General features: G+C 66.4%; 14 protein-coding genes. 11 read left to right on the forward strand and 3 right to left on the reverse strand.

Features of this window, described 5'->3' with window-relative positions; all coding sequences use genetic code 11:
* Positions 1–12: 12 nt before the first annotated feature.
* Together C1A30_RS16775 and C1A30_RS16780 are read left to right on the forward strand one after the other, a co-directional pair.
* Positions 13–1,266: a cytochrome P450 gene (locus tag C1A30_RS16775; protein WP_101949328.1), complete on the forward strand. Its 1,254-nt coding sequence runs from the start codon at positions 13–15 to the stop codon at positions 1,264–1,266.
* An 8-nt stretch (positions 1,267–1,274) separates the two neighbouring features.
* Positions 1,275–1,466: a ferredoxin gene (locus tag C1A30_RS16780; protein ID WP_101949329.1), complete on the forward strand. Its 192-nt coding sequence runs from the start codon at positions 1,275–1,277 to the stop codon at positions 1,464–1,466.
* Here C1A30_RS16780 and C1A30_RS16785 read toward each other — a convergent pair.
* A complete protein-coding gene (locus C1A30_RS16785) occupies positions 1,463–2,278 on the reverse strand; it encodes a thioesterase family protein (protein ID WP_101949330.1) in 816 nt (271 codons plus the stop codon). The genes C1A30_RS16780 and C1A30_RS16785 overlap by 4 nt on opposite strands.
* Positions 2,275–3,108, reverse strand: coding sequence for an SMP-30/gluconolactonase/LRE family protein (locus C1A30_RS16790; protein WP_235009944.1), 834 nt, complete (start codon positions 3,106–3,108; stop codon positions 2,275–2,277). The genes C1A30_RS16785 and C1A30_RS16790 overlap by 4 nt, the downstream gene beginning before the upstream one ends.
* A gap of 58 nt (positions 3,109–3,166) precedes the next feature.
* On the opposite strand from C1A30_RS16790, the gene C1A30_RS16795 reads away from it, so the two are divergent.
* The 8 genes from C1A30_RS16795 to C1A30_RS16830 are packed head-to-tail and all read left to right on the forward strand — an operon-like array spanning position 3,167 to position 11,016.
* Positions 3,167–3,871 (forward strand): NIPSNAP family protein, encoded by a 705-nt coding sequence (locus tag C1A30_RS16795; protein WP_101949332.1) that lies wholly within the window; start codon positions 3,167–3,169, stop codon positions 3,869–3,871.
* A gap of 11 nt (positions 3,872–3,882) precedes the next feature.
* Positions 3,883–5,088: a cytochrome P450 gene (locus C1A30_RS16800; protein ID WP_101950264.1), complete on the forward strand. Its 1,206-nt coding sequence runs from the start codon at positions 3,883–3,885 to the stop codon at positions 5,086–5,088.
* Between the two features lie 2 nt (positions 5,089–5,090).
* On the forward strand, positions 5,091–6,059 hold the full coding sequence (locus C1A30_RS16805) for a zinc-binding dehydrogenase (protein ID WP_101949333.1): 969 nt from the start codon (positions 5,091–5,093) through the stop codon (positions 6,057–6,059).
* On the forward strand, positions 6,056–6,811 hold the full coding sequence (locus C1A30_RS16810; RefSeq protein ID WP_101949334.1) for an HpcH/HpaI aldolase/citrate lyase family protein: 756 nt from the start codon (positions 6,056–6,058) through the stop codon (positions 6,809–6,811). Before C1A30_RS16805 ends, C1A30_RS16810 begins: the two co-directional genes overlap by 4 nt.
* Positions 6,808–7,518, forward strand: a complete 711-nt coding sequence (locus C1A30_RS16815) for an SDR family NAD(P)-dependent oxidoreductase (RefSeq protein WP_101949335.1) — start codon at positions 6,808–6,810, stop codon at positions 7,516–7,518. The genes C1A30_RS16810 and C1A30_RS16815 overlap by 4 nt, the downstream gene beginning before the upstream one ends.
* The gene (locus C1A30_RS16820) at positions 7,500–9,014 is read left to right on the forward strand and encodes an NAD(P)/FAD-dependent oxidoreductase (protein WP_101949336.1); all 1,515 of its coding nucleotides are present in this window, start codon (positions 7,500–7,502) and stop codon (positions 9,012–9,014) included. The genes C1A30_RS16815 and C1A30_RS16820 overlap by 19 nt, the downstream gene beginning before the upstream one ends.
* Positions 8,996–9,916 carry an alpha/beta hydrolase fold domain-containing protein gene (locus C1A30_RS16825; RefSeq protein ID WP_101949337.1) on the forward strand — a complete coding sequence of 307 codons (921 nt, stop codon included), beginning with the start codon at positions 8,996–8,998 and terminating at the stop codon, positions 9,914–9,916. Before C1A30_RS16820 ends, C1A30_RS16825 begins: the two co-directional genes overlap by 19 nt.
* Positions 9,898–11,016: an acyl-CoA dehydrogenase family protein gene (locus C1A30_RS16830; RefSeq protein ID WP_101949338.1), complete on the forward strand. Its 1,119-nt coding sequence runs from the start codon at positions 9,898–9,900 to the stop codon at positions 11,014–11,016. Before C1A30_RS16825 ends, C1A30_RS16830 begins: the two co-directional genes overlap by 19 nt.
* Here the strand turns inward: C1A30_RS16830 and C1A30_RS16835 are convergent.
* Positions 11,007–11,939 carry an LLM class flavin-dependent oxidoreductase gene (locus tag C1A30_RS16835; protein WP_101949339.1) on the reverse strand — a complete coding sequence of 311 codons (933 nt, stop codon included), beginning with the start codon at positions 11,937–11,939 and terminating at the stop codon, positions 11,007–11,009. The two genes, C1A30_RS16830 and C1A30_RS16835, sit on opposite strands and share 10 nt — an antisense overlap.
* A 104-nt stretch (positions 11,940–12,043) precedes the next feature.
* On the opposite strand from C1A30_RS16835, the gene C1A30_RS16840 reads away from it, so the two are divergent.
* A complete protein-coding gene (locus C1A30_RS16840; protein ID WP_101949340.1) occupies positions 12,044–12,964 on the forward strand; it encodes an LLM class F420-dependent oxidoreductase in 921 nt (306 codons plus the stop codon).
* Positions 12,965–12,967 lie beyond the last annotated feature (3 nt).

Consider the following 12,967-nt stretch of genomic DNA (forward strand, 5'->3'; position numbering starts at 1 on the left):
CACGCTGTTTCCGTGACAGCTGCAGCGGTGCAGGCGCGTGAGTACAGCCCGATCGACATCACATCACACGACTTCTGGAGTCAGCCCTTCGCGCAGCGTGACGAGTCGTTCGCCCGGCTTCGCGCCGGCCACGGCCTGTCCTGGCACCGGCCGTTTCCGTCGATGTTCCCGATGGAGGAGCCGGGCTACTGGGCGCTGACGCGACGCGCCGATATCGCCTACGTCAGCCAGCACCCGGAATTGTTCACGTCGGCCCAGGGCGTGGCGCTGGATCCGATGCCCGCCGAGATCCAGCACTTCGCGTCGTTCTTCCTGACCATGGATCCGCCGCAACACACCACCTATCGGCGCCTCATCAGCTCGGCGTTCACCCCACGCAATGTGCGCCAGATCGAGGAGCAGATCCACCGCAACGCGGTCAGCATCGTCGACGACCTTGTCGGTGCGGGCGACGTCGACTTCGTCGAGGCGTGCTCGGCACGACTGCCGATGGTGACCATCATGGAGATGGTGGGCGTTCCGAAGGCCGACCAGCCTGCCGTGGCGAAGGCCGCCGAGAAGCTGTTCGGACTCAGCGACGACGAGTACAGCTCGCTCGAGGAACGCGCGCAGGACACCGTCAACGAGATCATGCTGCTCAACACCACGGGACAGGAGTTGGCCAAGTTTCGGCGCAACAACCCCGGCGACGACTTGATGACCAGCATCGTCAACGCCGAAGTGGACGGCCACCGGTTGACCGACGAAGAGATCGGCGCCTTCATGCTCCTGCTGGTGTCCGCGGGTAACGACACCACCAAACAGGCGACCACGCACGCGATGATGGCGCTGGCCGAGAATCCCGACCAACGCGATTGGCTGACGGACGATTTCGACAACCGGATCGGGCAGGCCGTCGAGGAGTTCGTCCGGTACGCCTCGCCGGTCCTGCAGTTCGCGCGCTTCGTCACCCAGGACACCGAGATCAACGGGCAGCCGGTCAGTGCCGGCGACAAGGTCGGCTTGTTCTACTGTTCGGCGAACCGCGATGAGGCGGTGTTCGACGAGCCACACCGATTCAACGTGCAGCGTTCGCCGAATCCGCATCTCGGCTTCGGCGGCGGCGGCCCCCATTTCTGTCTTGGCAATCAACTCGCGAGGACCGAACTGCGAAACCTGTTCCGCGAGTTGCTCACCCGCCTCACGACGGTCGAGTTCGGTGAGCCCGACCTGCTGCACAGCAGCTTCGTGCACGGCGTCAAGCGTGTTCCTGCGTTCGTCCAATAGGAGACATCATGCGGGTCGAAGTCGACCTCGATAAGTGCACAGGACACGGCATCTGCGAGTCGATCGCCGACGACGTGTTCGAGGTGCAGGACGACGGCACCGTGCTGATCCACGACCATGACCGCCCGGCGTCGGATCGTGAACGAATGCAGCGGGCGGTCACGCAATGCCCTGCAGCGGCTTTGCGGTTGGTCGATTAGCGACCAGGCATCGGGCGCACCAGCACGGACTGCTGGATCCCGCCGACCGCTCCTGTCTCGTCGAACAGTGTGCCGATCGTCGTGCCGATGCCGTCGGGTCCGTAGTTGGTCTCCGCGCGGAAGCCGGTCCACTCGCCCTCGGGGATTCGGTGCAGGTGGACGACGAGGTCGGTGTTCATGAATGTCCAGCGTCTGATGTCGATCTTCGTGCCAATTCCGTTGGCGCAGTCCGCCACAGCGAACAGCCGTTCCAGCGATGTCATCGCCTCGCCCTTGACCAGGTCGACCTGCGGACGGATCCAGGATTCGCCGGGGCCCTCGCTCATCGGCTTGGTCAGCCACCGCCAATCCAGGCTGTGCACGTAGTTGGGGTCCCAGTCCTTCTTCATGTCCCGGCTCCACGCGTCCGCGATCGGGCGTAGCGGTGGTGCCGGTGCATCGACCAGCCCCGCGGTGTCCAGTGTCTTCAGCCGCCATCCGCTGGCCTTCGCGACGGGCCGCGGCTCACCGTCGGGGCCTGTCGCCAGCATGTCCGCGCTGACCAATTCAATCTGCTTGCCGGACCGCTCGATTCGTGAGCGCACCCACAGGTCGCCGTCGGTGGGAACACCGCCGAGCAGGTCGACCAGCACCCGGCTCAACCGGGTGTCGTCGCGCTGCTCGCAGCGTTCCAAACCCCGTACCAGTAACGCCGATACCGGCGCCGCGTGCTGGATCGCCGCCGACCACGTACTGCGGACCATGTCCGTCGCTACGAATTTTTCCCCGAGTTTGTCTGTCGCATCGATCAATTCGTAGTACGAGTCGCTCACGGCAGGCCGGCTCCTGGGATGTCGACGGTGGTGGCGTCCAGCCGCGCGAGTTTCGTCCCCACCAATCGGTCCGGATAGGCGCTCGTGGTGGACAGCATGAACAGCGTGCGACGTTCCGGCCCGCCGAGCATGCACGCGATCGCGGTCCGGTCACCGATTGGGACGCGATCGGTTACGGTGCCGCCCTCGACGATCCGATCGAACTGGTGCGCCAACGTCATCGAGGTCCACACTCCGCCCTCGGCGTCCAGGCAGATGCCGTCGGGTGGCCCGTCCAGGCTGTCGGCGAAAACCTTTCGGCCCGACAGCGAACCGTCGGCGCCGATCGTGAACGCCGTCAAGCGCCTGCCGATCGACTCGGCCACGATCAGCGTCGTGCCGTCCGGGGTGATGACCATTCCGTTGGGGAAATCGAGGTCGTCGGCGACGACGGTCGCGGTGTCATCGGGGTCGACGCGCACAATGACGCCGCCCTCGTAGGCCTGCGATCCGACGTACGCGCGTCCGATGCCGTCGATCACCATGTCGCCGAGGTTCGCGGGCACGATGTCGGACAGGTCGATGACGGTCGATACGGTGTCGCCGTCGTAGCGCAGCACCTGGCGGCGCTCGGTCGACGCGATCATGAGCGACCCGTCCGGCCGGAAGCCGAGACCCGACGGGGCATGCCCGGCCAACGGCAGCTTGGTCATGTCCCCATGCAGGTTGACCGTGTGCACCGCCTCGCCGAGCATGTCGGAGAACCACAGCAGTCCCTCGAACCACCTGGGCCCCTCGCCGAAGCAGAAACCATTGGCCAGCGGCGTCAGCGTCGTACCTTTACAAATCACGCCATAAGTGTCACGCTCGCAATGTGCCACTGTCAACCACCTGCGGCCTTTGGTGAGCATGAAGCGCTACCACGGCCACACCCTCCTCTACCTTCACGAGACCATCGACCTGGGCTCGGGGCGCAGTGATCGCTTCACCGAAGTGTTCAGCGACGTCTACCACCCGATGATGGAAGATCTTGGCGCGCGACTGTTCGCGATCTGGGAGACGACGCCGTACAACGGGCACTGGCCTCAGGTGACGATCATCTGGGAGATCGACGCGTTCGCCGACTACTCACGCATCGGCAAGGCGCAAGCGCGCGGTGGCAGCCACGAGGCGTCCGCTGAGAAGTGGGCGGCATTCCTGTCGGAGATCGGCGCTTCCGGCGAGGGGCGAATCATGTACGCCGGTGCGAGCAACAAAACCCTCGCCCAACTCACGGAGTTGAAGTTCGGGGCCGGCCTGGTGATCCAGGAGATCATGCAGACCAAGCCAGGCCGGCAGGACGACTACATCCGCGAACTCGAGCGGCTCTACGTGCCGTGGTCGGAGCGGACCGGAAAGCGCTGGCTAGGCTCGTTCATCACGACGTTCCGCTTCAACGAGGTGATCCACTACTGGGCGCTCGATGGTGACTGGGACTGCTTCGCCAACCACTACCCGTCGTGGAAAGACAGCCCACCCGCCGAGATCGTCACCTGGATGAGCGTCGCCCCGGCGCTGCGCGACGGCTGGGAGGATTCGATCCTGCAGGCCCTACCTCCATCGCCGCTGCAGTGAACTCACCTGTGATGCAGGAGTTTTCGTACGATCCGTTCGATCCGGCGGTGATGGCGGATCCGCTGTCGTACTACCGGGCGTTGCGAGACGACTATCCGGTGTACTACATCGATAAGTGGGACACGTATGCGTTGTCGCGGTTCGCCGACATCTGGGGTGTCCTCGAGATCAACGACGGCACCTTCGTCGCGTCGGAGGGGACCCTGCCGGCCGCTACGGTTTTGGGTCAGCGCAACGACGGTCCCGTACCCGATCCGCCGCTGCACCCGATGCCGTTCCACGCGAACTTCGATACCCCGATCTATGACGGTGTGCGGCGGTGCACTTCGGGCCCGTTCCGGCCGAAGTCCGTTTCGCAGCTGGCCGACCGGATCCGCACTCTGGCCAACGAACGGCTCGACGAGTTGCTGCCGCGCGGGTCGTTCGACCTGACGCAGGAGTATGGCGGGATCGTCGCCGCATCAATCGTGTGCGAGTTGCTCGGCCTGCCAGTCGATCTGGCGCCAGAGGTGTTGGCGTCTGTCAATGCTGGCAGCCTGGCGCAGCCCGGCAGTGGGGTGGAGGTCGCCAACGCCCGGCCCGGTTACCTGTCGTACTTGATCCCGTTGGTGGAGCAGCGACGTGCCAACCCGGAGCAGACGATTGTCGACAACCTGATCGGCTACCGACTGCCCGACGGTTCGGCGTTCAACGATGTCGAAGCGGCCACCCAGATGCTCGGCGTGTTCATCGGCGGGACGGAAACCGTGCCGAAGATCGTCGCGCACGGACTGTGGGAACTCGGCCGCTGGCCGGATCAACTCGCCGCGGTGCGTGCCGACCTCGACGCGAACGTGCCTGTCGCTCGTGAAGAGATGATCCGCTATTGCGCGCCCGCGCAGTGGTTCGCCCGCACGGTCCGCAAGCCATTCACCATTCACGGCACCACGATCCAACCGGGCCAACGGATCATCACGCTGCTCGGGTCGGCCAACCGCGACGAGCGTGAGTACGTCGATCCCGACGAGTTTGTCTGGAACCGCAAGATCGAACGCCTGTTGGCCTTCGGCCGCGGCCAGCATTTCTGCCTCGGCGTCCATCTCGCGCGCATGGAGATCGCGATCATGGTCGCCGAATGGCTCAACCGCGTCGACGACTGGCAGATAGACGAGGACGCCGCGTCGCGGCCGCCGTCGAGTTTCCAGTGGGGCTGGAATAACCTTCCGGTGGAGGTCTGACGGTGTGGTCATACCGGCTCGTCGCACCGTACACCTTTGAGCGATCGGATATTCCGGACAAGACGCCGGAAAGCCTTGACGACGGTCAGGTCCTGCTGCGGTTCGTCGCCGCAGGTGTGTGCGGCAGCGACCTGCCCGGCTTCCGCGGCGCCAAGGGCAGGCTGCCCGGCGACACCGGGGTCAGCGCCGCTGAGCTGGACGGCTTCCCGATCCACGAGGTGGTCGGCGAGGTCATCGCCAGTAGGCACTGCAACCATGCTGTCGGTGATCGCGTCGTCGGGTGGGCGTCGGGTTTCGACGGGCTGATGGAATATGTCGTGACCGACGGCGACGGCCTGGCTCCGTTCGAGCCGGAACTGCTCCCGCAGCACGCCGTCGCACTGCAGCCACTGGCATGTGTGCTCTACGCGCTGGAACAACTGCCTGCCCTCGACGGCAGTCATGTCGCGGTGATCGGGCAGGGCTCGATCGGGCTGTTGTTCTCCTATGCGGCAAAGACTCTCGGGGCCCGGCATGTGACGGGCGTGGATCCGGTGGACCGCGACGAGATCGGCAAGCAGTTCGGTGTCGACACCATCGTGCGCGCCACCAGCGACCGCTGGGTGAGCCACCTCGACACCAGCGACCGCCCCGACATCGTGATCGAGGCGGTCGGCCATCAGGTCGCGACGCTGGGTCATGCCGTGGCGGCAGCGGCGTTCGGCGGCACCGTCTTCTACTTCGGCGTGCCCGACGACGACAGCTACCCGATCAGCATGCGGACTATGTTGCGCAACAACCTTACGCTGAAATCCGGTGTGACGCTGGACCGCAGGCGCATGCTGGAGTCGGCGAACGAGTTCGCGCGTATGCACCCCGAGTTGCTCGGCGCGTATGTCAGCCACACCTTCGGCGTCGACGAGGTACAGGCCGCGTTCGAGTTGGCCTGCAAGCCGGATCCCGAACGCATCAAGATCGCGATCGTCGCATGACACCGAGCAGACTGCAGCACGCGCTGGCCGCCAAACCACAGGTGTGGGGTGGCTGGGTGGTCGGCCCGACCCTCATCGGGCCGGAGGAATTCGCCGCCGCGGGATACGACTATGTCGGATTCGACGTCCAGCACGGCTATCTCGATGATGCCGATGTCGCCGTGACCCTGCGCCGGTTGGAGCACGTCCCGATCGCCACGGCAGTGCGGTTGCCGTCGGCAGACCCCGCGCCGATCGGCCGAGTGCTCGACGCCGGCGCCGACGCGGTCATCGTCGCGATGGTCGAATCCGCCGATCAGGCCGCGGCCGCGGTCGCCGCCACCCGATACGCCCCGGCCGGGGTGCGCAGCTTCGGTCCGCTACGAGCCAGCCTCGGCCTCGACCCCTCCGCACTCGAATCGCGGGTGAGCGTGTTCGCGATGATCGAAACCACACCGGGATTGGCCGCGGCGGCCGAGATCTGCGCTGTGCCAGGGCTGACCGGCGTCTATGTCGGGCCCGCCGACCTCGCGCTCTCGCTCGGTGTCGGACCGGCCGACATGTGGACCGACGCCGAGGTCAGCGCCGCGATCACAGACATCGGAAGAACCGCAACGGCGGCGGGATTGGTGGCCGGCATCCATGCCAGCACCGGCACTCGCGGCAAAGCCTTGGGGGACGCGGGCTTTCAGATGATCACCCTGGCATCCGAATCGCAGGCACTGCGGCGCGGCGCCGCCGCTCACCTCGGCGAAGCGACAGGGCAGTCATGACAACGGATCGGATCGCGTTGGTGACGGGTGCGGCGCGCGGCCAGGGCGCGGCGATCGTGACCCGCTTGCGCACAGACGGATTCCGCGTCGCGGCGTGCGACGTGCTGGAGAGCGAGGCCGGTGACGACGACGTCATCGCGCTACCGCTCGACGTGACCGACCCCGAGCAGTGGGCCGCGGCCGTCGCCGCGACCGTCGAGCGGTTCGGCGCCCTGACCACGTTGGTGAACAACGCCGGCGTGTTGCACCGCGCCTCGCTCGCCGACGAGACGCCCGCCGGGTTCGAAGGCAGTTGGCGGGTCAACTGCCTCGGACCGTTCCTCGGGATCCGCGCCGCGCTACCGCATCTGCGTGACGCTGAGGGTGCCGCCATCGTGAACACCTGCAGCACCGGCGCCATTCGCGCTTTTGCGAACCATGCTGCCTACGGGTCGGCGAAGTGGGCGCTGCGCGGTTTGACGCAGGTCGCCGCGGCCGAGTTGGCGGCATCGGGCATCCGGGTGAACGCGGTGTTCCCCGGGCCCGTCGCGACGCCGATGCTCGATGACGCGACGCAGACGCGACTCGCCGAGCGGTCGGTGCTGGGACGGTTGGGAAAGCCGACGGAGATCGCCGACGCCGTCGCGTTCCTGGTGTCCGAGCAGGCGTCCTTCATCACCGGATCCGAACTCGTCGTGGACGGAGGCCAATGCCTTCAGATCGGATGAGCTTGTCGGTGGGCATCATCGGCGCGGGCCCCGGCGGCCTGGCGCTCGGAATTCTGTTGCGCAGGGCTGGCTTTCGTGACTTCACCATCTTCGACCGCGAGGACGGCGTCGGCGGGACCTGGCGCATCAACACCTATCCCGGCCTGGCCTGCGATGTGAAATCGCACCTGTATTCCTATTCGTTCGACCTGAACGCCGACTGGTCGCGGCTGTGGTCGGCGCAGCCGGAGATCTTGGCGTACTTCGAGCGCTGCGCAGAGCGGTATCGGCTCGGCCCGCACCTGCGCCTGGCCACCGAGATCACCGCCGCGCGGTGGAACGGCACGGAGTGGCAGCTGACGGCGAGCAGCGGCGAGCAGTTCACCTTCGATGTCGTGGTGTCGGCCATCGGCCTGTTCACCCAGCCGGTGCTGCCGGATCTCGTTGAGGCCGAACCGTTCACCGGCACGCTGATGCATACGGCGCGTTGGGACCACAGCGTCGACCTGCGCGGTGCCAGGGTCGCGGTCCTCGGCACCGGGTCGACCGCCGCGCAGTTGGTGCCCGAGGTGGCCAAGGTGGCCAAGCAGGTGTACTCCGTGCAGCGCTCACCCACGTGGATCCTTCCGAAACCCGACCGGCCCTACACCGACCGGGAGAAGTGGATCTTCGCCCACGTGCCGTTCGCGAAGAGGATCTACCGCACGCGATTGTGGCTGCGCAGCGAGTCCAACATCGCCGTGATCGAGAACGGCAGCGACAAGACGCACGAGTTCAAGAGCATCGCGCTGCGGACGCTGGAATCGACGGTGCCCGACGAGACGTTGCGCCGCAAGCTGACTCCTGATCATCCGTTCGGCTGCAAGCGACTGGTCTTCGCAACGGACTATCTGCAGGCGTTGACACAACCGCACGTCGAGGTGGTGTCGAGCCCGGCCCGGACATTGCGGGCCAGGTCGCTGGTGACCGAGGACGGCACCGAACTCGACGTCGACGTCGTGTTGTGCGCCACCGGTTATGCGGCGGCCGACTACCTCGGCCAGATCGACGTCGTCGGCGAACGCGGGGTGACCCTGCGGGAGACGTGGCGCGACGGCGCATACGCCTATCTGGGCATGGCGGTGCCCGGATTTCCCAACTTCTTCATGCTCTATGGACCGAACACCAACGTCGGGTCGAACAGCGTGATCTTCATGCTCGAAGCGCAGGCCCGCTACATCATGCGGGCTCTGAAAAAGCTGCGCCGCAGTCGTAAGTCGTACATCGCGGTGCGGCCCGCGGTGATGTCAGCCTTCCTCGCCAAGGTCGACGGATGGATGCAGGGCACCGTGTGGCTGACGCGGTGCAGCAACTACTTCCGCGCCGCCAACGGTCGGGTGGTCACGCAGTGGCCGCGCAGTGCCCGCGTCTTCTGGGCGATGACGCGCAGGTTCAAACCGGCCGACTACACGTTCGACGCCGCGATCGGGGACGTGGCACCGAGTCAGGTGGATGCCGCATGGTCGAAGAGCGTCTAGACCCCGCGCTGCGGCAGTTCGCGGCGGCCCGCACCGATCTGTCCGCCGGTGTGTTGGGCGTCGTGCGTGATTCGCTCAACCAGCGCCGGGCGGAGGCCGCCAGGCACGTCAACACCGTGGGTGTCGAAATCGAAGAACGGCAGGTCGGATCGATCGGCGTGCGCATCTACCGTGGGGGAGCGGCGCCCGCGCCTGCGGTGATCTATTGCCACGCAGGGGCATTCGTCCTCGGTAACCTCGACACCGACCATCGGCAGTGCGTCGAGTTCGCTAGGCGCGGGCGGTGCACGGTGATTTCCGTGAACTACCGGTTGGCACCCGAGGAGCCGTATCCCGCCGGACTCGACGACGCGGCCGCCGTGCTGGCGTGGGCGGCCGACAACGGAACGAACCTCGGCATCGACCCGAGCCGCCTCGCGGTCGCGGGCAGCAGCGCCGGTGGCGCGTTGGCGGCGTTGCTGGCACAACGCGGGGCGGTCCCCGTGGTGTTCCAACTGCTGCACCAGCCGGTGCTCGACGACCGGCCGACGCCGTCGAAGGACGAATTCGTCACCACACCGGGCTTCGATGGTCCCGCGGTGACCCAGATGTGGCGGCACTACCTTGCCGGGGCCGCGGTGCCCGATGCAGCCCCTGCGCGCACCGATGAATTGACCGGGGTGGCAAGCGCCTTCATCAGCTGCTCGGAGCTGGACCCGTTGCGCGACGAGGCCGTCGACTATGCGCTGCGGCTGATGTGGGCGAGCGTCGCGACCGAGTTGCATGTCTTCGGCGGAACATGCCACGGATTCGACTCGCTGCTACCAGACTGGGAAACGAGTCAGCGGCTATTCGAACTACAGGGTGTCGCGCTGCGACGAGCACTCCACGAAAGGGAGCCGAGTTGGATTTCGCGCGCGTAGAACTGTCCGACGAAGACCAGGCCTTTCGGGATGAGCTCCGGGCATTCCTGGCCGCCATCGTGGCCGACGACGTCATCGCCCGCGACCGGGAGACCGGCGAGAACTTCGACGAGGGCGTACATCTCGCGCTGGGCGACGCCGGATATCTGGCTGCCGATTTCAAGGACGAAGCCGACGGCGGCTTCAACAGGCTGCGTCGTCGCATCTGGAGCCTCGAGATCGGGCGTGCGCACACCCCATGGTTCCACTGGGGCACCACGGCGATGGTGGCGCGGGCGGTCGAGGGGTACGGCTCACCAGAACTGAAGGCGGAGGTGTTGCCGAGAGTGCTGTCCGGCCACGTCCGGCTGTGCCTTGGCTATACCGAACCCGAGGGCGGATCGGATGTCGCGACCTGTAAGACACGCGCGGTGCGCGACGGTGAGGGCTGGATCATCAACGGCTCCAAGATGTTCACGTCGAACGCGCACAACGCGCAGTACGTCTACCTGATCACCAACACCGACCCGGATGCGCCAAAACACAAGAGCCTGACGATGTTCCTCGTCCCACTCGACAGGGCGGGCGTGGAGATCCAACCGATCCGCACGGTCGACGGCGACCGCACCAACATCACCTACTACAGCGATGTCCGCATCGAGGACAAATATCGCATCGGCGACGTCAACAGCGGGTGGAGTGTGCTGCGGGACGCGCTGAACGACGAGCACGGCACTGTCGAGCGCGGCGACGACGGCCTGCAGAAGCTCGCCGCGATGACCGAACACCTGCTGTTGTTGGCCGAGGCCGTCGACCACGTGGCGGCCCGTGTCGGCGACGACGACGCGGTGCGATATCGACTGGGCCGCAGCATCGCCAGGATGGAAGCGGCGATGAGCACACCCGACATGTTCGGCCGGGTGGCGATCGCGCAGACCATGCGCGACGTCGCGCCGGAACTGATGGACATCATGGGCACGGCCGCGGCGCTGTCACACGAGCCTGCCGAATACATCTTCCGCCTCGCCGGGCCGACGGGCATCTACGGCGGCACGTTGGAGGTGTTCCGCAACATGATCGCCCAGCACGCGCTCGGGTTGGGCAGGCCGCGTTACAGCTGAGCGATCACGTCGGAGGCCAGCAGTTCGAGTGTTTCGTCAGATCCGCGGTCGTGGGTGAACAACACGATCTGGCCGAAGCCCATGCGGTGCAGCTGGTGTAGGCGGTCGACGATCGCGGGCGGCGTGCCGATCAGCCCGCCCTCGCGAAGGCCGAATGCCGGTACGCCGAACCGCTTTTCGGCCAGCTCGCGAACCGCTGGCAGCGATGCGTCATCGGGGGCAAGCGCCATCACCGCCTCGACCGACAGCACGATGCTCGCCGGGTCGCGGCCGATGTCGTCGCACAGCGCGCGCAGCACCGACACCTTGTGCTCGAGTTCACCCAACGCGTACGTGGGGACGTTCCACACGTCGGCGTAACGCGCCACCAGCGGCAGCGTGTACTTCTCGCCGACCCCGCCGACGACGATCGGCGGCCGCGGTTGCTGCACCGCGCCGGGTTTGACCGGCATGTCGCGAACGGTGAAATGCTCGCCGGTGAAGTCGATTACCTCGTTCGCGAAGGCCTGATGCAGGATTTCCAGCGTCTCGCCGAGCTTCTCCGAGCGTTCGCGAAACGATCCCCAGTGCAGTCCGGCCCTGTCGTGCTCGTCCTCGATGGACCCGCTGCCGATGCCGAGTCGAAGCCGGCCGCCCGAGATCTGGTCGAGTGTGGTCGCCATCTTCGCCAGCACCACCGGATGGCGAAACTGGTTGCACAACACCATGTGCCCGACACCGATGCGGTCGGTCCTGCTGAGCAGCGCGGTGGCCAACGTCCACGCTTCCATCGACGGGTAGCCGGGCGCGCCGGGCCCGTACAGGTGGTCGTATAGCCACAGCGAGTCGACGCCGAGCGCGTCGCAGCGTTGCGCCCGGTGCAGGATCTGCTCGTAGGTGAAACCCATCTGCGGCAGGTAGACGCCGATCTCCGGCTTGGTCATGGGCCTGTCACCTCTTCCGGTACCTGCACTCTGTACATTCGGTGATCCGCATGGTAACGACATTCTCAGGAATCGAGAAGACTGTTCTAGGGCGGAGCACCCGGATGAAGTTCACGTTCACGCACCCGATGCACAGCCATCCGTACAACCCGGAGCTGGTCACCGGGTCAGGGATCGCGACCGTGGCCGCTGCGGCGGAGGCGGCGGGGTTCGACGGGTTCGGGTTCACCGATCACCCGGCGCCGACGCAGCGGTGGTTGGAGTCGGGCGGGCACGACGCGGTCGACCCGTTCGTGGCGATGGGTTTCGCGGCGGCGCACACGTCGACGCTGCGGTTGATTCCGAACATCGTGGTGTTGCCGTACCGCAACCCGTTCGTGGTGGCGAAATCGGGCGCGACGCTGGATCTGCTGTCGGGCGGCCGGTTCACCCTCGGCGTCGGCGTTGGATACCTCAAGCGGGAGTTCGCCGCGCTCGGTGTCGATTTCGACGAGCGTGCGCAGTTGTTCGACGAGGCGTTGGAGGTGATCCGCGGCATCTGGACCACCGATGACTATGCGTACGAGGGGAAGCATTTCACCGCAACGGGAATCACCGCGCATCCGCGGCCGGTGAGCGATCCGCACCCGCCGATCTGGATCGGCGGCAACACCGCTGCCGCGCGCAGGCGGGTGACCACCCACGGCGACGGTTGGTGCCCGTTCCCGGCGCCCGCCGTGCTGGCGCGGACGGCGCGCACCGCCCCGATGGATTCGGAGACGCTCGGCGGCGGCATCGACGATCTGCGCCGTCGCCTGGAGGCGGCGGGCCGGGATCCCGTGACGGTCGATGTCTGCTTCACCAATGCCGAGGGCGGAAGTCCCGGCGCCGACGACTTCAACGCCGACGCCTATCTCGGCGGAGTGGAAAAGCTTGCCGCACTGGGGGTTACCTGGCTGCAAGTCGGTTTGCCGGGGGACAGCCTGGCACATGTGCTCGAGACCATCGAACGGTTCGGCAAGTCGGTCATCGCCGCGGGCGGGTGAACG

The sequence above is a fragment of the Mycobacterium sp. 3519A genome, from assembly GCF_900240945.1.
In the GTDB taxonomy this organism is placed as follows: domain Bacteria; phylum Actinomycetota; class Actinomycetes; order Mycobacteriales; family Mycobacteriaceae; genus Mycobacterium.